Annotated in this window: 17 protein-coding genes; 1 reads left to right on the plus strand and 16 read right to left on the minus strand. The window is 40.7% G+C overall.

Going from position 1 to position 24,729, the window contains the following annotated elements; all coding sequences use genetic code 11:
• Nucleotides 1–17: 17 nt before the first annotated feature.
• The 14 genes from R3E32_25080 to R3E32_25145 form a co-directional block, all read right to left on the minus strand.
• Nucleotides 18–431 carry a hypothetical protein gene (locus tag R3E32_25080; GenBank protein ID MEZ4888025.1) on the minus strand — a complete coding sequence of 138 codons (414 nt, stop codon included), beginning with the start codon at nt 429–431 and terminating at the stop codon, nt 18–20.
• Between the two features lie 404 nt (nt 432–835).
• Nucleotides 836–976 carry a cysteine peptidase family C39 domain-containing protein gene (locus R3E32_25085; protein MEZ4888026.1) on the minus strand — a complete coding sequence of 47 codons (141 nt, stop codon included), beginning with the start codon at nt 974–976 and terminating at the stop codon, nt 836–838.
• 269 nt (nt 977–1,245) lie between these two features.
• The gene (locus tag R3E32_25090; protein ID MEZ4888027.1) at nt 1,246–1,434 is read right to left on the minus strand and encodes a hypothetical protein; all 189 of its coding nucleotides are present in this window, start codon (nt 1,432–1,434) and stop codon (nt 1,246–1,248) included.
• A 538-nt stretch (nt 1,435–1,972) separates the two neighbouring features.
• The gene (locus R3E32_25095) at nt 1,973–2,332 is read right to left on the minus strand and encodes a hypothetical protein (GenBank protein MEZ4888028.1); all 360 of its coding nucleotides are present in this window, start codon (nt 2,330–2,332) and stop codon (nt 1,973–1,975) included.
• 218 nt (nt 2,333–2,550) lie between these two features.
• The gene (locus R3E32_25100; protein ID MEZ4888029.1) at nt 2,551–2,967 is read right to left on the minus strand and encodes a hypothetical protein; all 417 of its coding nucleotides are present in this window, start codon (nt 2,965–2,967) and stop codon (nt 2,551–2,553) included.
• Between the two features lie 25 nt (nt 2,968–2,992).
• The gene (locus R3E32_25105) at nt 2,993–3,127 is read right to left on the minus strand and encodes a hypothetical protein (protein MEZ4888030.1); all 135 of its coding nucleotides are present in this window, start codon (nt 3,125–3,127) and stop codon (nt 2,993–2,995) included.
• Nucleotides 3,128–3,148: 21 nt separating this feature from the next.
• A complete protein-coding gene (locus tag R3E32_25110) occupies nt 3,149–4,021 on the minus strand; it encodes a hypothetical protein (protein ID MEZ4888031.1) in 873 nt (290 codons plus the stop codon).
• On the minus strand, nt 4,002–5,342 hold the full coding sequence (locus R3E32_25115) for an AAA family ATPase (GenBank protein ID MEZ4888032.1): 1,341 nt from the start codon (nt 5,340–5,342) through the stop codon (nt 4,002–4,004). The genes R3E32_25110 and R3E32_25115 overlap by 20 nt, the downstream gene beginning before the upstream one ends.
• A gap of 42 nt (nt 5,343–5,384) precedes the next feature.
• Complete coding sequence (locus R3E32_25120; GenBank protein MEZ4888033.1) at nt 5,385–8,933, minus strand: T9SS type A sorting domain-containing protein; 3,549 nt, start codon at nt 8,931–8,933, stop codon at nt 5,385–5,387.
• Nucleotides 8,934–9,091: 158 nt separating this feature from the next.
• The gene (locus R3E32_25125; protein ID MEZ4888034.1) at nt 9,092–9,892 is read right to left on the minus strand and encodes a C40 family peptidase; all 801 of its coding nucleotides are present in this window, start codon (nt 9,890–9,892) and stop codon (nt 9,092–9,094) included.
• Nucleotides 9,893–9,986: 94 nt separating this feature from the next.
• The gene (locus R3E32_25130) at nt 9,987–11,378 is read right to left on the minus strand and encodes a hypothetical protein (protein ID MEZ4888035.1); all 1,392 of its coding nucleotides are present in this window, start codon (nt 11,376–11,378) and stop codon (nt 9,987–9,989) included.
• 16 nt (nt 11,379–11,394) lie between these two features.
• Nucleotides 11,395–12,696 carry a hypothetical protein gene (locus R3E32_25135; protein MEZ4888036.1) on the minus strand — a complete coding sequence of 434 codons (1,302 nt, stop codon included), beginning with the start codon at nt 12,694–12,696 and terminating at the stop codon, nt 11,395–11,397.
• Between the two features lie 70 nt (nt 12,697–12,766).
• A complete protein-coding gene (locus R3E32_25140; protein ID MEZ4888037.1) occupies nt 12,767–14,017 on the minus strand; it encodes an OmpA family protein in 1,251 nt (416 codons plus the stop codon).
• A gap of 268 nt (nt 14,018–14,285) precedes the next feature.
• Entirely contained in the window at nt 14,286–15,785 is a 1,500-nt protein-coding gene (locus R3E32_25145) for an SPOR domain-containing protein (protein ID MEZ4888038.1), read from the minus strand.
• Nucleotides 15,786–16,249: 464 nt separating this feature from the next.
• On the opposite strand from R3E32_25145, the gene R3E32_25150 reads away from it, so the two are divergent.
• A complete protein-coding gene (locus R3E32_25150) occupies nt 16,250–23,434 on the plus strand; it encodes a zinc-dependent metalloprotease (protein ID MEZ4888039.1) in 7,185 nt (2,394 codons plus the stop codon).
• A gap of 131 nt (nt 23,435–23,565) precedes the next feature.
• Here the strand turns inward: R3E32_25150 and R3E32_25155 are convergent, their stop codons facing one another.
• Complete coding sequence (locus R3E32_25155; GenBank protein MEZ4888040.1) at nt 23,566–24,396, minus strand: DUF6089 family protein; 831 nt, start codon at nt 24,394–24,396, stop codon at nt 23,566–23,568.
• Nucleotides 24,397–24,481: 85 nt separating this feature from the next.
• The gene (locus tag R3E32_25160; GenBank protein ID MEZ4888041.1) at nt 24,482–24,724 is read right to left on the minus strand and encodes an HU family DNA-binding protein; all 243 of its coding nucleotides are present in this window, start codon (nt 24,722–24,724) and stop codon (nt 24,482–24,484) included.
• Between the last annotated feature and the right edge of the window lie 5 nt (nt 24,725–24,729).

Consider the following 24,729-nt stretch of genomic DNA (forward strand, 5'->3'; position numbering starts at 1 on the left):
ATTTTTATTATTTTTAGTTACTTTGGAAAATCTGGATTATAAGGGGTGCAATCCCAAGCAGCTTCAATAATACCAGTTTTAAGATACTTTTGGTAGGTATTACTATCTAAATCACCATCACTATTTCTAAACCAAATTTCTGGCAATTGACCAAACATATCCTCATAAATTGAAGTCCAACCAATAACTCCAAAACCTTTAACTTGGTTATGAGGAAGTACTTGTCCTACCACATTGTTACAAAAGTTTTGATAACCCAACTCATCTTTTAAAATTTGATGCCATGCTTCATCCACAATACATGACATCATTCTTGCTGGTTTATTGGTTTTCTTTTGATATACTACTGCAACTTGAAAGAATTTTTCGAGTTCTTGTGTTGCTTCCTTCATAAACATTTCTTTTTTAGAAATTACTGCTTCTAATAACATAATAATAAATTTTTTGTTAAAAAAAATAATACAAGCCCTTCAAAAAATTTGTCGACAATCATTCTATTGAACTCGCTTCAAATATAACAGAAATTCATCAAAAAAAAAAAACTGTGTATCAACTACTTAAAAAAACTGTGTTTTTATCAAAAAATGACAAAATCATTACAAATATACCCAAAAATCATATCAATTACATCGAAAAAACTTCAACAAACAATAAACTACAATTGCAGTAACAACCCAAAATTCAATGCCGTAACACTAAATAGTATTGTTATTAAATTATTTGGTTTTTTGCTTAAAAAATGAATTTTAGCTAAAAGGTATGTGTTTTTTTGAGAAAAGGAAGGATTTTGTTGGGAAATGTATGGTTTAGCCTTGGGGAGAATGTATTGAAGGGCTTATTTGAAGGTCAATCGAAGGGCTAAGGTTTGCAGCGAATAGTGTTTGCCGTAGTATTTGGCAATCATTCGCAGGCAGGTGGGCCCGCAGTCCATTGCATCGTTTGTTTGTAGAATGGGAATTTTTGGGGTATTTTTCAGATTGCTGTGTTCAAGCCTTACTGTTCAATTTTGATACCAAAGTTTTTGGGAGTAGGATAAAGGTAGGGAAATTTTGGGATATATTGGGGAGAGATAGAATGGAAAGACATCAGAAGTTTTCAAAACTTCTGATGTCTAAATTTACTGTAGTCGAATCGAAACGCACAACCATGACATACTTGAGTGTTCTCTTTGAAGTCTGGTTTTTCGATAATCTATTGTGGAAGGCACTTTTGTATCATATAGTTTAGAAATAGGGAGTTTTTATCTTATATTTTTTTCAAAACAAAACTTCCCAATATTTTTTCCTCATTCACTATTTCTTTTGGATTCATAAATTGGAAAGGTTTTTCCAGTGCATAAATATCTATTTTTATGCTATCTGAAAACATTTTATTTTGTGAAAAATGAGTTGTTCCCCGATAAGAAGGTAATATTTCTTTTTCACCAACCATCATCATCCAAGTATTTCCATAATCTTTGAATGATTCTTCTGATATTCTGCTTCTATTTCTTCAATTGATAGTGGAGATTGAGGATTAATTCGGGATGTATTTTCCAGATTATACTTGCAAACAAAAACTTTTCGCTTTTTCGCATCTTCGATATTTTAACTGATTCCTCAGTGACCTTTTAGAGTATTGCAGTTAGTGGTAAAGAAAGAAACGATGAATAAGGGTAATAATGGGATAAATTTTTTCATTTGATTTGTTGTTTGAATGCAAATAACTTTTCACTCACCTATATTTTCTACCAAAAAACAAAGAAAAGTAACAATCAAAAACCTCATGGGGAAAATAGTTTTGTGTAGGAGTAAAACTGCAATATAAAAAAATTATTCCCAATATACAATTGTGTTTCTCTATCCCTTCAACAATTTCACTACCCGTCTGTTCTCTCCAATCTGCAAGCATACACTCCCTCTGCTAAATCACAAGGCGTGAAAGTCACTTTGTAAGCACCTATTTGCCATAACCAACTATTTGCCATAACCAACTACTCCTGTACAGTTTCCAAAATTTCTTCACAAAAAAAAGTTTTTTCTTTGATTCTGTTCATCTTCATTTTTAGGTAAGTTTGCTTCCTTTCCACTTTCATTTTTGAGAACCACCTGGTTTCTTCTATTTTCAAAAAGTCAGCTTCGGTAAAATAAACCCGAATAGGCTGCTTGTTTTCAGTAAGTAGGTATTTGCAAGGTTTGTGCAGCAGATTTTTTGCTTTCAAGAAACGGTAATCTTCAAGAAATTCTTTTAACTCTTCATTTCCCTTATACTTTACTGCAAAACTCTGTATACTGTCTTCAATCATTTGAACGATGGAGTCCTCTAATCCATAAAAACCTTCAAAGTGATGCATATTCCAATAGAGTTGGCCTTCAATAATTTCTGTTTGTTGGGCAGGGAGTGTTTGATGATTTAGGAGAAAAGTGATGATTATGAGGAATAGATATTTCATTTTAGACTCGTATTTGCAGGTAAGAAAAAATTGTCAATATGGAGTTACTGGAAAATACAGACTCTATCCATCTACCAACAACAGCCTTGATGAACTAATTTCTGTAAATAGAAGAAAAATTAATATTTTACTTCACTCATTTCTCTATTTTCAAAATACTCAATCAATCTATTAGCAATAAATAACAAAGAATTGTAGCTACTCCAATTATCAATAGAGAATTGTTTGCCATCATAGTTTTCTAAGAGAAACTTTAGAGTTAAAGGATAAACTAAACTTGACGCAGCTACATAATGCCCCCCAGCATACTGTCCTGCACCTGCTCTCAGTAGCAGACTATAAATTTCTTTTAAAGTACTTCTATTTGCACCAAATTCACTGCATACCAACTTTACATATTCATCAGATTCTCCAATATTTATTAATTCATCTAAAAAGTCATTTTTTTCATTTTTATTACGTGGTTGTGCTAGTTTTTTTGAAATATTTCTTAAACGAAAAGATTTAATTATTGATTTAATAATATTTTTAATCATTATGCATTGTATTTTGATTTGGAAATTACCCCTTCAATAATTTCACTACCCGTCTATCCCCTCCAACCTGCAACACACAAACATACACCCCATCCGCCAAATCACAAGGTGTAAAAGTCACCCGATACCGACCTGCTTGCTGCAATTGGTTGTTAATCAAGTTGAAAATAACGAAAAAGCTTTACCAGTTTTGAGCTTCGGGAATTTGATTGAATAAATTACTCCATTGCACATTAACAATTCTTCCCACTGTTTTAATAGCGTACCACACAGACGGATGTTGGTGTGTAAGGATGTCATTTTTGATATTCTGTTTTATGATTTCTTGGTTGGCAGTCAAATCCATTTTTAAATCAACAGGGTTGTCGGCAGGTGTCAGTATTTGAGTTACTTCTTGAAGAGTTGTAGCTTCCAAAACATTGGTCAATCGCTCCAAGCGGTCGTAGTAATAAATAGCAGCTTTTCTTCTTGCTTCAATTAACTTATCTCTTTCATTGAGTTGAAGTATCTCCAACGTCTTTTCAGCTTTATTTTTGTCCTTTGTTGTAAGTCCAGGCACACATTGAAAAGTATAGGTCATCATGTTGAGAATCAGAAAATCATTGGGGTTTTCCGTTCTTGGATTGATGAAGCAATGCGTTTTGTGAATCGGTTCATTGCCTCTTTCAGTAGTGTACAATATACCACTATCATCCAAAACATGGCATTTGTCCAGTTTATAGCCAGAATTGCACTGCTTACAAGCCAAAAGATAATTATCCCATACAAATGCCCATTCAGGAAAAAAAGATTTGGGAGCAATATGCTCTATATCATTGGCTTCATTCTGTTCACAATAATTGCAGACCTCAACAGACACGCACATACTTTCCAAAACGGATTTAACATCATCAAAAGCAGCTTTCCCAGCATTAGAGCCGCTTTTGCCGCTCCAAAGACTTTTTGCTTTTTCTGCTTTTTCCGCAAAAGTAGCTTCTCTGTCTATTTGATTTTGCAGCGCACTCAACCTATCTTTGGTTGTTTGGGAGATGTCATTAGAAGCCAATTGGATCATCGGTAGATAGGATTTTTTGAAGTTTACGTCGTTCCTTGTCTTCTTCTTCGGTAATTTTACCTAGTGCATATTCAATGTTTAACTTGCCCAATTTTTCCAACATTTCATCTGATTTTACAGAACGTACAGGTGATTGACCAAACAATTCCGTACCATAAGCATCTAAAATGTTGCCACTTATCAACTTGTCTTTTTCAATCCCCGTTATTTCTCCATGATTTTCGTCACTTCCTGGAGCAGTCAATCGCCAGATACTTCCGTTTTCGCAAGCCCGACAAATCAAAGGACTATGTGTGGTCACAATAAACTGAATATTGGGGAAATATTTGGTAAACCATTCACCAATTCGAGTCTGCCAAGTAGGGTGAAGGTGAGCATCTATTTCATCTATTAAAACAACGCCAGACAAACTGATTTTCCCTTCTTCAAAATCGCTATTGAATACTTTGGAAGCGCCGTAAGTTGCGATTAATTGGCGTATCAATTCCAAAATCATACTCAATACAGAACGATAGCCATCACTCATTTCTACAATAGGAATCAAGTTTCCTCTACCATCTACAAAAATGACATTCCCATTCACATCAAAATCGCTGAATTGAGCATTGTGAGGGAGCAATCCACTTTCATTAATAAAACGTTTAAGTTTATCCAAAATAAGCGCATTTGCAGAAATATAGGTTTGCTGTGGTTCTTCAATGGTAAAATTACCTGATTCTTTTAAATACTCCTCCTTTTCTCGCAAACGTTTGTTATCCAGTTCTTTTAGCCAATCCAAAGCTTCTGATAAGGCTACATCTTCTCCAAATACACTCAAATGTGCCCCTGCTTTTGGCGAAGCATGAAAAACCTTGTTTTTTCGTTCATCCCCTCCTGTAAATCTCCGAAAAGGCCCATAAGCCACCGAAAACCAACCCGAATTGTCTCCCCAATTGTAGTTTCGAGGCGATAGCGTTTTTTGGTAAATATTGGTAGAAAGTTTTACTTTTCCATTTTCTGTTTTTTTTAGCGTAAACCGATTCACAATGAGTTTATTTTTAGGAGGTTGCCCTCTCCCTATTGAATCTACCTCCCAATCAGGTAATAACTCTAAGTGAATCTCACCATCCTCTTGTCCTTTACTCAACCAATCTTCCCATACAGGTAAAACAGCCGTTATCTGTTCAGGACCTATCAAAGTTGCTGCAATGCTTCGAACTACGCTCGATTTTCCCGAACCATTGTCGCCAATTAACACATGCCAACCCGCAGGCTCAGAAAATACCATTTCAAAATCCCGAATAGACCGTATGTTTTTGATGTTTACCTTTTCGATATACATTTTTGAATTTTTACCTGCAAAATAAGCAAAATTCAGATAAAATTACCCCTTCAATAATTTCACTACCCGTCTATCCCCTCCAACCTGCAACACACAAACATACACCCCATCCGCCAAATCACAAGGTGTAAAAGTCACCCGATACCGACCTGCTTGCTGCAATTGGTTGTTAATCAAATGCTGCACCACTTTGCCCGACAAGTCGTAAATGCTCAAAGTAACAGGGCTATCGTTTTGCGGCAAAAAATATTCGATGGTCGTGGACTCATTGAAGGGATTGGGATAAACCGTTGCAGAAATTTCTTGCAGAGTAGTTTTGGAGGAAGTTGTTTCCGTATTCTCCTCCATTGCAGCTACTTCCACCAAAGGTGCAGCATTACAAGCTTCTAAAATTGCAGCAAAAACACCTCCATTTTCCACTTCAAAACCTGCCTCCAATTGTACAGAGTTGGTAGCTTGAAAGGTTATCGTCTGACCATTCTGTACCACCACATTTCCATTGCTGTTCAGATTTCCCGCACGAATAAAGTCCGAAGTTTGGGTCAAAGTGGGTAAGTTGTTGGTATTTTCGTATTCGACCGACACGCCATCGGGGCAGCAATTGGCAGAATTGTCCACATTCACCGTCACTTGTGCGCTGTCTGTGCAGCCATTGGAGTCGGTCACTACGACTGTGTAAACCGTTGTAGAAGTGGGGCTTGCTGTTGGGTTGGCAATGCTCGCATCGTCTAAGCTGCCATCATCAGGAGTCCAAGTGTAGGAATCGCCACCTGTTGCGCCCAACTGTGTGCTGTTGCCTTCACAAATCGTCACATCTTGACCAGCATCTGCCATTGGAGAAGTTGCAGAAGGCAGAATGTCCAGCGTACCAAGTGTATTAGCCGTATGTTGCGGTTCGTCGTTACTTTGGTTAATGACCGTTAATGTTGCATCAAAAGATAAATCGCTCGTTTGTGCACCGTCCACAACATCAAAACAAATCGTTCCGAAACTGACCCAATCGGTGTTGTTCACAATCGGACATTCGGCATTGCAGACAAAACCGCTGCTGTTCATTATTGTGGTGACATTCCAATCGCCCAATGCACCGCTTTCGTCCGAATCCATTGCCGTTTTGAAGTAAGGTTGGTAGGTGTTTTCTGGCGAAATTTCACACTCGGTTGCGCCTCCACCCGAAGCGGTCAAATTGAAGAAATTGGCAGCCGTATAAGTTGGATTGTTGATGGCGGATTTGTTGTAATTGACCCAAATCGTGTGTGAACCCACTGCCAAATCGGGCGCAGCACTTGCCGCTTTGATTTGGATGTCGACACAAAATTGCTCGCCAATTCCGCATCCTTTTTGCTCATTCGCAAATTGAAGGTCGTAGGTTGAAGGATTCTCGACCGCACTTTGGGTTTCGGTAATCGTTGCCGATTTGGTGATTTTGCAGTTGTTTTCGTCTTCCACAATGACGGTATAATCGCCTGCTGTCAAACCTGTTGCCATATCTGTAGTTGCGCCATTTGACCATTCGTAAGTATAGGTTCCAGTGCCACCTGTTGCCGTAACCGTTGCCGTTCCGTCCTCGCCACCATGACAACTTGCTTCGGTTTCGTCCATCGTTGCGTCTAAATCTCCGCAAACATCTACCCCAAAAACGGCATAGGAACGGGCAGGAATCGAAACAGTGATATTGCCGCCTGTTACGGTCGTTGTAGGCGTGTTGCTTGTGCCTGTCAAATCGGTCAGAATTGTTCCGTTCGGCAAGTTGACATTGACGTTTACGCCATGTGTCATGTCGAGCGTTTCCCCTGCAAAGTTGATGACCACGATGATATCATTGCCTGTGGGTGTTCCCATGAGTTGATACATCACGGTGGTACTGTGCAAATTGTTGGTGATATTTTGGAAATAGGGCGTACTGTGTCTGCTCAAATAATCACGACCTGTCGAGCCGTTGATATAGACTTTGTGGATTTGCAGCAAATCGTCAATCTGTTCCTTCAATGCCACATTGGGCGAATTGGGAATTTCTGTTCCGTAGTAATCGGGATAAAAAATACAGGGCAAACCGACTTGATTGTTGGTCAATAAATAAGCGTAGCCCAAAATTGGGTCGTTTTGAACAGGTGGGTCAAAAGATTCTCGGTAATCATGGTTGTTGAGGAAGGTAATCGCCTGAAAACCCGAACCTCCTGCACCATCTACAATACCTGCATTGAAGATGTCACGAGCATCATATCCAAAGGCATCACAGGCATCCTTCAATGCTTTTCGCAAGGAAAAATCAAATGCTCGAACGCTAATCGAATCTTTTGTATCGGCATCCATTTCGTTCAATACATTGTCCACCCATCCCTTCAATGTTCCCGCATTGGTATCAAAATATTCGCCGACTACGATATTGGGATAAATGCCTTGGTCGTAGAGGTAATCCATAAAATTGCCTGTAAAAGCGTAGGGGAAATGTTTGACCGCATCCATTCGATAGCCTCGAATTCCGACATCTTCCCAAAGCCATTTGCTCCATTCCTGCAGGGTGTCTATTGTTTCTTGTTTGGTTTGGTCGTAGTCGTAAAAAAACCACATTCCATCTGTATCGCCACTCAAAGAAGTAGGGTTTCCATTGGGTCTGAAGTAGTTGTAGTTCATGCCTCCACGTCCACTTGGCAGGGAGGTGAAGTCGGTATAGGTTTGGTAAACGACTTGACTTTGAATGTCTTGTGCTAAGGGAATGGAGTAAATTCCATAAATGAAGTGGTCGGAATAATTTCCATTGGCGTTGGTAAGGAAAATGTAGAGTGTATCTCCCGCAGCATCAAAATCACTTGCTGAAAGGGTCAGTTTGAATTCATCTGTCAAACAGCCACTTCCATCTGTTGTAGCGTTCATATCCACGCCCAAAGTCAAGGCATTGAAGCCCTGTCCACAATCACCGCCGCCATTGGGTTCACTTTCGGTCAAGGCTGTTTGGTTTTGAAAGCCAACCGTATTGGTTTGCATATACACCTTGTAGGGTTTGTTGTAGAAGTTGGCGTGTTGGGAAGCCGAGCGAATTTTGAAGTAATAATCTCCTGCACTATTTCCAGAAGCACCGCCCAAAGGCAAGATGCAGCGAAATCTATCGGATGGAAAAGGTGCATCACCTGCATTGACCTTGGTACTGTTGTAGTTTTCTATCCAACCTTCAACGGCAGGGTTGGTTTCGGGAATTCCGCCATCTCGATGGTTGTAAACTACATCTGCAACGGCTTCAATGCCCACATTTCCAAACAATTCTATCACATCGTCCAATTGTGAACGAGTTCCGAAACCCGTTGCGCCTCCTCCAAATTCACCTAAATCGAACAAATCTTTGGGGTCGTAGCCATTGCTGCCATTCCCAAAACTTGCACGAGAAAGCGGAGGCAACCAAACATGGGTAATGCCTGCATTGGCAAGTTCGGTGGCTTTGGCTGCAATGGTATCTGCCCAATTGTTTCCATCGGTTGTTTTGGGATAGTCCCAATACCAACCTTGCATCATAATGTCTTGTGCAATGGAATTTTGAAGGGAAAGAAGTAGAAGGAATGTAAATAGGCTTTGAATAATGGGTAGTTTGTGTTTCATAGATGGAAATGTTTTAGCTGACAAAGTTAATTGGTTTCTGCCTTTGAAGCAATCTTTTGTTGGAGTAAGAATGTCTGCTTTTCTTCAAAAGTAACTTGCATTGAAGTTGTGATATTTCAAGACTTAATGACAGAAATTGGGAGTTTGTTACCGTTGAGTCAAAAGTCCGCAGGTCGTTTGATAGAAGCCAATTTGTGCGAATATTTTTTGGAATCCACATTGAAGATACCCGATTCGTGCAGTTTATCGACTCTCACCTTTCCGCTTGCGTGGAGGATGTTGTTGTTTTTCAGCACAATACCTACGTGGATAATTTTACCTGAATCATTGTCGAAAAAAGCCAAATCTCCTGCTTTGACCTGCGAAAATTCTTCAATGGTTTCGCCAATTTCGGATTGTTGATAGGCATCACGAGGCAAGGCAATGTTGCCAAGTTTGAATGCCATTTGGGTCAATCCTGAGCAGTCAATTCCAAAAGGTGAGCGTCCGCCCCAAAGGTAGGGTGCGTGTAAATAGTTGAAAGCAAAGGAGATAACTTGTTGTGGATTGGCTTTTTCTTTTGCAGATGCAGCAGTGGTTTCTCCTAAATAGGTATAATGTAGGTCGTTGAAGTGTGTTTTCCTACCATCGAAGTTTGGCAGGCGACTCCCTATGATAATGGGGAAATATTCGGAGATATGCAATACAGAGTGAATAGTTTCTAATGCATGAACTGCATTTTGTGCTTCAATGTTTTGGTGGTTGCTTTTGGCGAGGGGTAAGAACTGTTTTTCGTCAATCCAGCCTTGATATTGGTCAAAAGTTGTTTGGATTTTTACCCATTGGCGGTCTTGTGTCAATACTTCAAAGGTTTCACCAAATAGGAGTTGGCTGACCATTTCGCTTTTTTCGGAGGCTTCGGCTCGCATGGGAATGAGGGCGAGGTGAACGATGCCAAATTGAGTTGATGTACTTGCCATAAATGAATGAAGATTAAAGTACAAGTCAAAATGAAAAACAACAAACCCAAATCCATTTTTGAATTTGAGTTTGTTGTTTGATTTTGAATATTATTTAGGCTTTGCTTTCTTTCGCAAATTCGGCTGCTTGTGACACCCAGTCATCTCTTTCGATGCGCCCAGGGAAAAATTGGATAATTTCAGTAACCGTGTCAATGTCTTCTGATGTGAAGTTGGAGATTTGGCGGAAAGTGTAAATGCCCATTGCATTTAGTTTCTTTTCGATAAAAGGCCCAATACCTTTGATTCGCTGCAATTCGTCTTTTTCACCTAATGAAGACCTTCCGATTCGCTCAAAATCGAATTGGCGGGATAGTTTCATAATTTCGGACAGTTGTTTGTCATCTCCAAACTCTTCCAAAATGGCTTTGGCTTGTGGGACCCAACCATCTCTTTCGATGCGTCCAGGAAAGAACTCAATGGCTTTGGTGACATCTTGAATATCGTCGTCATTGAAGTTTGCAATTTGACGGAAGGTAAAGATACCCAGTGCATTCAATTTCCTTTCGATGAAAGGCCCAATTCCCTTGATGCGGGGCAAATCATCTCTATCGCCTTCTTCAGCATGTCCAATCCGATCGAAATTGATGTGGGCAGATTTGTCGCTGATTTGCAGCAATAGGGCTTCTTCATCATCCATATTACCTATCCCATAAGCAGTTGGAGCTGTTTCTTTCTCCTCCGTTTTTGTTGCAGTGGTCAATTTGTCAAAACATTCTGCACAGTCTTTTTGCAGCTGTGTAGCTTGTGCCAACAAGATATCATAAGCCTCTTTTGATTCATTGTGTTCTGCCTCAGCAGCATCTAAGCGATTGAGATAGAAGGCACAGTCTTCTTGTAGTTGGGTAGCTTGTGCCAACAAAATGGCATAGGCTTCTTTGGATTCGTTGTGTTCTTCATCCGCAACATCCAAACGATTGAGGTAGAATGCACAATCTTCTTGTAATTGGTTGGCTTGCGCTTTCAATATATCGTAGTCTTCTTGGGTATCTTCGTTTTCTGCCTTCAATTCATTGTATGTGTTTTCGGCAGCATCTAAACGATTGATATAAAAGGCTGAATCCTCTTGTAATTGGGTAGCCTGCTCTAATAAAATGGCATAGGCTTCTTTTGATTCATTGTGTTCTTCATCCGCAGCATCCAAACGATTGAGGTAGAAGGCGCAATCTTCCTGCAATTGGTGTGCTTGTGTCATCAAAATATCGTATTCGCTGTTTCTGGCTTTTAGCTCTCCTGTTAATGTTTGGTATGATTCATCCGCAGCATCCAAACGGTTGAGATAGAAGGCACTGTCTTCCTGCAATTGGTGCGCTTGTGCCATCAAAACATCATATTCACTATTTATGACTTTTAACTCTCCTGTTAATGTTTGGTACGCTTCATCCGCAGCATCCAAACGATTAAGATAGAAGGCACTGTCTTCCTGCAATTGGTGTGCTTGTGCCATCAAAATACTGTATTCGTTATTTCGGTCTGACTTTTAACTCTCCTGTTAATGTTTGGTACGCTTCATCCGCAGCATCCAAACGATTAAGATAGAAGGCACTGTCTTCCTGCAATTGGTGTGCTTGTGCCATCAAAATACTGTATTCGTTATTTCGGTCTGTCAGTTTTTCATGCATTGTATCCGCAGCATCCAAACGATTGAGGTAGAAGGCGCAATCTTCCTGCAATTGGTGTGCTTGTGCCATCAAAATACTGTATTCGTTATTTCGGTCTGTCAGTTTTTCATGCATTGTATCCGCAGCATCCAAACGATTGAGGTAGAAGGCGCAATCTTCCTGCAATTGGTGTGCTTGTGCCATCAAAATACTGTATTCGTGTTCTTTGTCTCGTAACTGCTCGGCTAATTCTTGGTAAGATTCTTCCCCTGCATCCAAACGATTCATGTAGTAAGCACAATCTTCTTGCAGTTGTGTGGCTTGCGCCATTAAAATACCGTAATTGTGGTTTTTGTCTTGTAGTTCTTGCTCAGTTGTATGCAGAAGTTGAAGGTATTTTGAGGTTTCTGCCTTTGATTTATTCGATTGGATTAACAACAAATCGTATTCACCTTGAAGTTTAGCATTTGTAGCTTCATGACTTTCTTTTGCAGTATTCGCTAAAGCCAATGCGCTGCCGAGTGCTAGCACTTCGGTTTTGTATTTTTCTAAGTCAAAAATGCTATTTTTCTGTTCTCCAATGGTTGTTTCTTTTGCTTCTAGAGCAGCTCGTAATTCTTTTAGTTCAGCTTCCATTTTTTCACTACGAGGCAGTAGTATATTGTACTTGTCTTTGTAAACAGTGAGGTCGGTGATGCTTGAACGGTAGCCTGCAATTTCTTTATCTCTTTCTGACAAGTCGCTTCTCAATCCCTGATGGTCGGTTTGCAATTGTCCAAAACTTAGTTGCATATTGTTGAAGTTGGCCTCAGTATCTTGGTATTTTTTGTGGGTTTCTTCATATTTGGCTTGGTAAAGTTCCAACGCTACAATTCTGTCTTTGCGACGTTCACTTTCTTGGTTTGCTTGTGCCAATTCTGCCGTTAATTGTTTGCTATGGTCTCTACATGTTTGTAGGTCAGCATCTACGGTTTCTTTGTCTTTGAGGAGTTTGTCGTATTGTGACTGCAAAAACATCAAACGGGATTTGATTTCATCTACTTCCGATTTGTGTTTACTGATTAGACGTTTTTCGGTGTTGGGTTGGCAAAACAATTTGCAGTATAGCCAACTAAAGATCCAGAGTAGCACTAAGCCAATGAGCAATCCTGGTATCCAGTGCATTATTCGAGTTAGTAATATCAACATATTTATTGCTTTAAAGAGTTATAAATTTTATTGTAATGGTTTTTGGTTATTGGACAATGATTTCCACACGGCGGTTTTGAGCTTTGCCCGCTGAGGTGTTGTTGGGTGCAATGGGTTCTGCTTCTCCTTTAGAAGCAGTGGTAATGCGGTCTGCTGCAATTCCCATATTGACCAAGCGTACTTTCACATCTTCTGCTCGTTTTTTGCCCAATATTACATTCACATCGTCTTTACCGTCGCTATCGGTATGTCCTGTGAGCAATACGTTTTTGCTCGCATCTTGCAGCAAAAAGGTTTTGACATCGTTGAGGTATTGCTGCAATTCTTTGGAAAGGAGCAAGTCCGCACTATTGCTATTGAAGCGAAGTGGGCGTTTTTCTGCCAAAATATCTTTTGCAGTGGCTTCCGATACTTTGAATAAAAATTCGATAGGACTGTAAATGGTGTCGTTGGAAACGTGTAGATAAGGATCTTTTTTAGCGACTACTTCAATTCTATTTGGGCTAATGCCCATTGTTTCCATCTTTTTTCGGATGATGTTTGCTCGGTCTTCTCCGAGTTTTTGGGTAGCATCATCGTGGTAACTTCCTGATAGTGTAATTTCTCGGTTGGGATTCTTTTTGAGGTAATCCGCTATTTGTTGAAATTCTTTATCGAAGTCATTGACATTGTTATTGTCTGAATTGGGGTTCAAGAACCATAGATTTTTACTCGATTGTGCTACGGGATTGTCGGCATCTTTGATGATGAGTGCTTGAGTAGCACGGGGTATATAAGATGCTTCTATTCCACCATACAAAGTGTCATTTTTGAATGGTAAAGAATTGTCTTTCTTTGCAGTAGGAATGATCAGGTAAGCAGGGAAACCCGTATTGACCAACTGTTGTTTGAGCTGATCGGCTCTTGCCAATCCCCAATTCGTAAATTTAGGATCACTAGGTTTTCCTTCTTGGTCGTTGTAGTATCCTACTACCTCCAACTGTCTATTGGGGTTTTGTTGAACATACGTTTTCATATCGCCCATCGCTTTTTGAAGTTCGGCGGGAGACATAGGACGTGCATTGGATTTAGGAAAACGGAAATGGTCTTTTAGAGATACGACTTGTTTATCGCCATCTTTTACCGTAAAACCTGGGTAGGTGATGCTTGGTATAGGAGGTGTATCTGTTTTGGCTTCTCCAGCGTGTTGTGCGAATAATCCGAAGCCTTCACAAGCATCGAGATTTTCGCAGTCAAACCAATACAGAAAAGCCAATCCCGAAGCAATCAGCCCAATTATGTAAAATAGTCTGCTCATAGGTTAAGTCTATTTATGATTTATAAGGTTGCATTTTATAGTATTTACAAAGTATTTTTTCATTGTAGGTGGGTATTAGTGTGGACGAGAAAGATAGGGTTCAGGTCACTGAAAAATGCCGTATTAAGGTAGGATTTTTTCTGATATGGAACAAGTATAATAAAAAAAAGTAGTTAAAACGCTATTGGATTTAACTACTTTTGAAGAGGTAAGTTTTTCACAATGAATTTATTAGTGCTGTTCATTGGACAAAAAAGTAATTGTTTTTTTATTGAAGGCTCAACATCCAAGCTTTTGCATTTTCGTTTGCACGAGCAGAATCATATCGCTCTTTGGCCGTTTTACCATCCGCAGATCCATATATTCCAACTCTATAGTAACCTGACGTTGATTGAAGTGCATGAGCTTCATAGCCTTTTGTTTTTAAATTGCTAATTGCTTTGTTGGCGTTTGATTGGCTTTTGAAAGCCCCTACGATGATATAATATCCTTTAGGAGCATTAGAGGCTACATACTCATTGTTTTTGGCTTCAGTTACATTTACGCTGTTGAGGGCTGAGGTATTGGTAAGTGTGACATTTTCAGAACCTGATGCAGAATCAATTGAATTGTCTTCCTCGGTTGTTGAATCTGAGTTATTGTCTGTTGTTGAAGTATTTGTATTAGAGTCGGAACCATTGTCTGTTGCGGAATTATCGCCCTTTGTATCATTACTGTTTTCAGTAGTTTTGGTATTCGTTTCTGTTGTATTTTTCGATGAAGTATCTTCTACTTTATCGTTGCTTGCAGTATTTTCATCTGTGTCAACAGTTTCAATATCTCCATCGAGAGTAGAAGCATTACCACTTTCTGTGGTATTGCTTTCATCGGTAGTTGTATTTTCCTCTTGCTCTTCAGTAGTGTTTCCTGAATCGATGTTGGTGTTATCCACCAATTGTTCGTCTTTATCATCACCACCTGCAAACCAACTGAATGGGGGAATACTCCACAGTCCAGAATTTTCTTCTGTTTGTGTATCATTGGTTGTCATACCATCTTCTTTATCCCCTTTGCTAAGTTGCATCACCAACAAAAAACACAAACCGAGAATAAGCAATGGTAAGAGCCAAAACCATCCACCGCCACTTCTACGACGCTGTTCAGGAGGAATAACAGGAGGGAGGTTTTCAGCATTTTCAGCCAATACAGAAGATACAGTGCGTTTTTCAATGGGGGTATTGGGAATTTCTTCTTCATTGGGTAGTTCTTTTTCTTCATCAAAAGAAAAATCCATGTCAGAAGTCCCACCAATACCTGCCGCTCCAATGTTGTCATTGCTACTAGGTGGAGTAGTTGCTGCAATGGTAGGCAATTCTAAGGTTTGAAAACCAAAAGAATTGAGCGATAGGTTAAGGTCAGATGTGGGATAAAACTCAATCCCTTTTTCTGTTTGATATTGAAGTGTCCCCAAATTGCCGAGAGAAACGGCTTCCCCTGTTTGTAGCGTGGCTTTTGTTTCTGCTGCAAATTTTTTCAAGGCATCTTCCACCAATGAGGGCGGAATGGATTCCATTTTGGAAATATGTCCTACCAAAATACCGTCATTTACCTTCAATCTTTCATTGAAAACCACAGTTTTAGCAGGAGGGCTAATCGTCTGGTTTTCCTCATTGATTGTTGCTGGTTTGTTGCGGGTACTGAATGCGCCCAAGTCTGGAACAATAACAGAACTGTATTCGTATAGTAAATCATGGATATATTTGGCTACTTCAATGGTAGTGCTACTCATAGGTTTATTTGATATTTTTGGCTTAGGTAATGAAATTTTGTAGGATTGATCTTACAATTCAGAATAATTCATTTTTTTATTTGGAACTACCTTAAAGGTAATAAATATTCTTTTTTAGTCGAAAAGAAATGAAATAGATTTGGGAATAAAATGAATCGTAGAATTGGAGAGAAGTCTATATTGCGTAAATTTAGATATTTTATTTCTACCATTTTTTACCTTCAAAACCTACCTATTTTAGCTAAATTGCAGCCTCAAAATTTAACAAATAGCAGATTTTATAATATCTGTCAGCCCAATGCTAAAAAATATCTGTGATACTCATTACATTGAGAATGGATTTTTTTTAGAAATGAATCAATTTATACTTTGTTAATAGCTTAACAATAATGTAGTTACTTAATGCACTAATGGCTTTTAAAATCAATTTTTAGTATTCAATCTATTTTAAAACATAATTAACTATGCGATTAGTATTACCCTTCTGGGCATTTTGTTTATTATTTGTCACAATATGGAGCAATGGACTCTATGCTCAGCACAGATGTGCTACTATGGAGGCAATGGAGATAATGTATGAACAAAATCCAAGTTTACAAAAAACAATAGAGCAAAATTTATCAAAGATACACAACACTGCAAATGAAAAAGTGCTTCAAAAAAAAGAAGTAGCTTGTCCAACAGGAGGAACTATCACCATTCCCGTAGTTGTGCATGTACTGTACAACCCCAATCAGCCTGTAACCAATATATCAGAAGCACAGATAGAATCACAAATCTGCCAATTGAATACAGATTATGGAGGAACCAACCAAGACCTTATTGAAGCCTTAGATGGTGATGGCAACAAAGATTTGGTAGCCGCAATCGCCAATGCTGCAAGTGACGGAACCTGTATTCAGTTTTGTTTGGCCACTTTTGACCATCCACAAAGTGCAAGTCTCAATCCTGATGGTTTGGTGGACGGAGAAAAGGCAATTATTCGCCGTTCCTTAGTAGGTTTACCCACCGACTTTCCCCCATCCTTTCAAAATACAGCAGGAAGCAACGATATATGGGAAATCTCTCCTATTTGGGATAGAAACCAATACCTCAATTTTTGGATTGTTCCGTCCATTGGAGGCGGTGGAATATTGGGTTTTGCCCAGTTGCCCAATGGCCCAGCTGCCACAGATGGTATTGTCATTCAATATGAAAATTTTGGTTCCTCCAGTCCCGACTGTGGTCCATGTGCTGGTTGCGCTCTTCAACCAAATTTTAATTGGGGCAGAACAGCCACACACGAAGTAGGTCACTGGCTGAGTTTGTACCATACTTGGGGAACTCAAAATGGGTGTGGAGAAGCAAATGGTGATGGCATTTTTGATACCCCCAACCAGTTCCAAAGTTCCAGTGAATTTTTCTGCAATGTGTCAGGTTTTCCTCCTCTTGGTGATCAGTGTACTCCCGTTGGACAGGGAGGTATTATGTATATGAACTACATGGATTACTCCGCCGATGCTTGTTTGATTCTATTTTCACAAGGGCAACAAGCAGCAATGGAAACCCTACTTACATCTGGTTTTCGATCCAATTTTGGAAACAATGACTTGGGACAGGTGAAATGTACGCCGATTACAGACCCGCCAATTGCCAGTTTTATCTACAATCCTGACCCCTTAGTGCTTTGCCCTACCAACGGAAAAATCAAATTTACAGACACAAGTCAAGACAATCCTACACAATGGACTTGGAGTTTTACGGTACTAAATGGAAATATTGGCTTAGACATCGTTTCTTCGAGCAATAGGAATCCAGAAATACAAGTCCTTACAGGTACAAGTGGCACGATTCAAGTGTCTTTGCAAGTAAACAATTCTTTGGGTAGCGATACTTTTACACAAACCATTTCCGTCACCTTATCAGAAGATGCTTGTCCATCCTGCGAAGGAGGAATTTTTGCAGGAGTAGATATTACCACTTGTCCGAACGAAACCATTACCTTGAATGCAAGTTTAGGAAATATTGGCGCAAGTGATGAAACGACTACTGCTACAATTGGAACAACCAATTTAACTGGAGCGATACAAGGATGTATTTCTTTGACATCCCAACCTTCAGTAGATGTCACCGCATTTACTTTCAGTGTGCCTCCAGCCAATACAACCATCAATCAAACTGGCGCAGGTTCTATCAAACAAGTTTGTGTCAATATCTCGGTTGCCAATAACAATGGAACTTACCTAAGTATAGACCATAACAATGGAGCCTATGAAGATTTGTGGATAGGAACTGGTATTATTGGTGGATTCAATGGAAATGGCGGCAATACCATCAATGTATGTTTTACCGCAGGGCAACCAAGCGGTGCTTTTGATGGTATTTTCGATGGAGGCTCTGGAGGAGGTAGTTTTTTGGGTGAAAATTCAAGTGCTTTTGTGTTGTATGTCATGGATTTTGGATGCTTATATGGAGGTACTACTCCTCCAACCATCAACAGTGCTTCATTGGTTATCAACGATGGAGACGGTGGTTTTGACTGTCAGTTTTTGAGATGGGAAGTCTCAGGTGTTTCAGTAGGAACTTCCCCAACACTTGAAGTAACGCCCAGTACAGGAGGCACTGTCTTTTATACAGCAGTAGCAGATTGTGAAGGTTTTATCTGTACGGATGAAGTAGCCATCAATGTCTTGCCGAATGTGTCAAGTGGTCTTTCTTCTACAATCGGTACAGCCGACAATCCGTTTGAAGTATGTGGAAATGAAGAGGTATTCAACATCAGTTCCATTGGCCCTTATTCCTATGATACCAATAACCAAACCATTGCATGGGGTCTATGGGTCATTGAAGATCCATTTGGACAAACGACAATAGATGCAGCAGTGCTTCCTGGTAGTCCACCAAACGATGATGACTTGACAGATGATACCAACTTTTTGGGCTTTTATGGCACAGAAGTTATGGGCGCAACAGGACAAGGTACCGTCAGTTTGCCTGTCGAAGGAGATGGTGCAACCTACTATCTCGCCCCAATGATTATCAACTTTGACAATAGCTACACTGAAGAATGTGCAGGAGTAAGTACACAAGGTACCTACGTCAAACAGTACATTGCATTGAGTGCAGATGTTCTTACCGAAAGCTGTTCGGATGATGTTTCAACAACGACCATCACCTTTAATGGAGGTTTGCCATTTGACGACTACCTCAGCAATGAACCCAACCATACAGAAGCTTATACGGTGAGCATATTCAACGATGCAACCCCCAATACAGAATTAGTACCTGCTGGACAACAAATCATGTTGTGGGAAAATGCTTCAGTGGATTTGATGGGTTTGACATTGGGCAACTATACCATTGTGATTGAAGACGGTGCAGGTTGTCAAGTTATACAAGGTTTTACCATTTTGCCAGACTGTGATGCCGATTTGGTAAATCAAATAGATAATATCAATGGTCCTCCATCTCAGTCATTTCCCGATTTCAGCAACCAAACTCTCGAAGCAGCAGACGATTTTGCAGTTCCGAATGGTGGTATGACCATTGATGCTATTCAGGTTACAGGTTCTTTCAATCGAGCAGATGGAGTTGCCAACAATGTAAAGGTAACAATCAGCGTAGATTTCTTTGGTGAGCCAAGTCCTGTTCCAACATACAGTGCTACTATTACCCCCACTGACCCTTCCAATCCGAACTTCTATCTCCCATTACCTACCTCTCTCCAACTCAATCCTGGGAAATATTGGATTAGCATTGTGCCATCTATGTCTTTCACCAACGCAGGACAGTGGTTTTGGAATGCAACGAACGTGCAAACCCTCAGCCCAGCAGTATTCAGAGATACAGACAACCTATTGGATCAAGGCTTTACAGATTGGACAACTGTGAATGGAAATGTAGGAAACGATGCAGCGGTGGACCTATCCTTTGCTCTGTTGGTAAATGCCTCAGCAGGTACTCCCAATACAGTTGGAAGCCATTTGTTGTGCTGCAATGAAACCATTGATGTCGTTATTAGTGGCGCAAAATACGATTGTACAAGCTTCCGATTGGCATGGGCAATCGCTACAACTGATGATGTTGCAGGTGTACAGGCAGCCATCAATTCGGCAGACGTTTTGTTTGCCAACGAGTTGGATTCGTACAGTTTTACCCACAGTTGTACAGACGGTTTGGATGCAGGAACGTACTATTTCATCCCATTTTTGGCGAATAAATACGAAAACAGTCCAATGTTGATAGACGAATGTAGCATCATTGGCGATGGACTTCAAATAGGGCTGACCGACCCAATTGAAGCAGACAATGTGGACATTGTATGTGCTTTGGGTGAAAATACTTACAACATCGTAGTAACTGGCTTGCAAGGCGGTGCCAACAATGGTGGCAATCCAGTATTGGAGGGAGCGGAGTATGTTTTTGAAGATGCAAGCGGTACATTGACCGCTACTTACAATGCAGCAAATAATACTTACACCATACAAAATGTGAGCATCACCAACTTCAACACCTACACCATTTCTATCGGAAACAGTATCGCAGGACAAAGCGATAATTGCAGCGTTACCTTCAATGGTTTCACTGCACCAGATTGTTGTGCGCCTCTTGCAGGATTGCCACAAGCTCCCTCTGTTACTGAACTTTGCAGCGATGGAACAGGAATGTGGAGTTTTGCAGCATCGGTTGGTTTTGACGAAAACCCTTCGGATGGAACAGTTGGAACGCCTGATTATGCATATTTGATTACCAGTTCTGGAGCAGTTTCCATCATCAAGTCCATCAGCACGGACGGAAGTTATACCAATACCGAAGTAGGAACGGTTTGTGTGTATGGAATCGCCTACAATGCGGCTGCCCTTCAATTGGCGGGTATGAGTTTGGAGGATTTCGTTGGAGAATCCACTTTTTCGATGAGCAACGATTTGACAGGTGCAGATTTGTGCTATGCGCTTACCGATGATGCAGCGTATTGTTTGGAAGCTATTGCACCGATTGAAGGAGCTTTGGTGAGTATTGTTTGTTCGCCAAGTGGCGAAACGGGAACGCTCTCAGTAGATTTGAGTGGCGTTTCAGGAGGCAGTGGCACAGTGAGCATTGCAGCCAATTCGCCCGATAAAAACGGAGATGCCATCAATAGCTTTCCTTATGCTTACACCGTTTTATTGACCGACGAAGCGGGTTGTGAATTGACGCTTACGGGTACTGTGAACTGCGATGTGGCTTGTACGCCCAATGCGGGTGTTTTGACTGCGCCAACGGTGACAGAAGGTTGTTTGTCAGGCAGTAATTTCGTTTTTGCAGCTCCTTCTTTCTCAGTTATTCCTTCTGGATTTGGTGCAGATGCCTACGTTTATGTTGTGGTAACCAGCAGTAATACCATTGCAGCAATAAGCAACAATGGTGCATTTACGGCAACAACAGGGGGAGAGTATTGTGTTTATGGATTGAAGTATAACGATGGCGGAAGTGTGAATCCCAACACTTTTGTAGGCAGCAGTTTGAGCAGTTTGAATACGGCTCTCGGCAATGCAAGTGTGTGTTTTGATTTGACCGACAACTCTTACTGTGTAAATGCGTATGGTGCGATTGAAAATGTGGCGATAGACGTGGATTGTGCAGTTGGAGGAGCTTCTGGTACGCTTCAAATTGACCTCAACAACGCTTCGGGCGGTTCTGGTAGCGGCTATCAAGTGGCTGCAAATTCTCCGAGCAAAAACGGCGACAACATCATTGTTTTCCCTCACAACTACACTGTTATCGTAACGGATGGTTTTGGATGTACGACTTCTTTGACTGGAAACGTCAATTGTGCGGCTTGCCCGACTATCAGCAACATTTCAAATGACATGGATGCTTGTAGTGGCGATAATGTTTCGTTGAGTGTGACGGTTAGCGACCCTGCTATGCAATTGGACAAGGTGGAATGGTCGGTAAATGGTTCGGTAATCGGCACAGGCACAAATATTTCGGTGTCAGAAACCGTGACTAACTGCTCCAACAAAGTAGTGACTTATACGGCAAATGCAATTTGTGACGATGGGTTTACGGTCAGCGAAGAAGTGATGGTGACCTACTATCCGCAGGTTTCGGCTACTGCAAATGTGAGCGCAGACGGTTGTACGATCAGTGTAGTCCCTGCTTGTTCTCAATTTGTGATTGAAGGTTTAGCAGCAGGTCAAACGGCAGTAGTGAGTACGGATATTGATGGCGACAATTCAGCCGTTTTCTTCAATGTCTCCAATCCCAACGCTCCAATGGCTTGTAATTCAGTAGTTGTTACCGAAAATTACAGTTGTGTATTGCCTGAATGTCCAACGATTAGCAGCATTGTAGAATTTGGCAAATCAGCAGTGGATTTCAGTATTTGCAGTGAAGATGAACTTCAATTGCAGGTTAGCATCAACGACCCAAACAATCAATTGGATAGAGTAGAATGGACTTCGGCTTCTTTACCGAATCCTGTACTTGGCACACAAATCATGATTTCGGAAACCCTTACAGGCTGTGATTCTCAAATATTTATTTATACCGTCACCGCTTACTGTTTGGATGGTAGTTCTACAACGGAAACGGTGAATGTGACGGTTTATCCGTTGCCTGATGCCGATGTAGTCTTATTGGATGGTGGATGTTTGCTGCAAGCGACTCCAACGTGTAGCGATTTTGCCATCAACGGAAATTCGGCAGGTACGGTGGTAACGATGACCGCAGAGCCTGGCAATCAATCGGCTGTTACCTTCAATGTGGTGAGTACAACGGCGGTCAATGCGGGCGTAGATTGTGGAACAATGGCAGTGACGACCAATTTCAACTGTGCGGCTTGTGCAGCAAATGCAGGAACAATGCCTTCGGAGGAACAATGGATTTGTGATGGCAGCCAAACGAATATTCAAACTTCGGGTGAAAACTTGAGTATGGGTGATGTATTGACTTATGTTTTGCACGACAGCCCAAGTACTACGCTTGGACAGGTATTTGCAGTGGATGTGATGGGACGTTTTGATGCCAACGATGTTCCTTCTACGGTGACTCGATATTATGTATCGGCTATCGTGGGGCCTGATGCAGACAACAATGGCACACCCGATTTGGAAGACCCTTGTACAACCTTTGCAGTGGGTGCTCCAGTTCGCTTTTTGAATCCAATTGCTTCAAGTGTTGCTTACGATGCGAGTGCAACTCCAAATCGTGTGGATGCTATTTTTACCATCACTGGTGGAAGCTCAGAAGTGGATGGTTCTGACTATTCGATGGTGGTGTTATCAACGGGTGATGTAGCAGGTAATGTGGCTCATGGCGAATCGTTTACGATTACAGGACTGCAAGATGGTGAGTTGATTACTTTGGAGGTGACGGATGCAAGTGACTGTTCCAATATGTTTGAATATACCGACATTGAGGAGGAAAACATCTTGTTGGCTTCTTTTGTGGTGAAACCTGTTCCTGCAAAGGATTTCATTCAGTTGGACTTCAATACTACAAGTGCGGCAACTGCTACAATTCGCTTGTATAGTGTGGACGGAAAGGTGCTGTTGCAGCAATCTCAACAAGGTAAATTGGGGGCAAATACGATGGAACTGAACCTTCAATCTTTGCCTACGGGTATGTATTTCTTGTCCTTGAATTATGACGGGATGGTGGTGAACCGAAAGGTGGTGAAAGAATAGAAAATTCAAACTCAAAATTACAAGTCCAAATTCAATGAGTGAATTGGATGGTTGGTGGAAGGTTTGAAGGATTAATTGATATGGAAACGCCGTAGGTTCTTTAAGAATCTACGGCGTTTTTTGGTTTTTGATCAAAACTTATAACACCCCGTCCCCTTACTGCCTCCAAAACTTCCATCCCCCAATTGCAGCCCAACGGTAATGCCCAAAAATAAATAACCATCCTTGTAGTCTGAGCCACCTCTTTCTGTTCCTTCTTCCATAAAGCTATCATTACCTGTGAGTTCACCCGAACGGTCAGACAATGCCACTGCCAACTCACCATTTGCAGCCAAAAGCTGAGAACGATTCGGATAAACGGTGCTTACATCGTCCAAATAATCGGTAAAAGTTTTGCGGTAGCCCATTTCGATGCCCCAAACCAGCGAATTTTTGGTGTGAAATTGAATACCTCCACCCATTGGAATGGACAATTGTAAACGATTGTACTTGCGTTCACCGCCAAATACCGTTCCTTGTCCTTCTGTGCCAAGTGGCTGAAGATCAATCCATTCATCTTGATACAGTGCTTTGGGATTGAAGTGAAAACCCGCTACTCCTGCAAATAGATAGGGGTCAAATGCCCGTTTTCCGCCCAACAAATGCCCCATGAATTGAAAACTGCCTTCAAGAATGGAGGAGTGAAAACTCAAGTTTCTTGTCCTCAATTGTAGGTTATCGTTGTGTGTATCACTACCCGAAATTTTTCCATACATAGCTGAGATTCTGAAAGAAAGGTTAGGGTGTAAACCCACTTGTCCATACACTCCAGCGGCTGTGTGGGTTTCGTTGAGTACCACAATACCTGGTACCAAATCTCCTACATAGTTGGATGCACCTAAGAAAACACCTGCTTGGTGGTTTTGGGCGTGGGAGGATTGAAGGGAAAGTAGTAGGAATAGAAATGTAAGGTGTTTGAACATTGTCTTTTTGGTCTAAATAAGGTTCTGTTTTGAAATTTTCGATAGGCATTTTTGGAAAGTCCCTGATGGTTTTCAAGTAAATAAATCACACCCAGCCCAAAACATCTTTAATCCGTCGAGCAGGCGTAAATTTAAAAATTTTGGTATCTGAAGAACCATATCGTGGAGTTCTACAATAAAAGCGTCCCATATTTTTGATGGTGACGCTTTCTGCTTTGTCAAATTCTTCGCACATGATTTCTACCATAGTTTCGATGTATCGCTCTGCAGTTGATTCTTTGACCTTTAGCTTTTTAGCATAAGCAGCTGTAAATTCTTTGTGTGTCATGTTTT

This window comes from Chitinophagales bacterium (assembly GCA_041392475.1).
In the GTDB taxonomy this organism is placed as follows: Bacteria; Bacteroidota; Bacteroidia; order Chitinophagales; family UBA2359; genus JAUHXA01.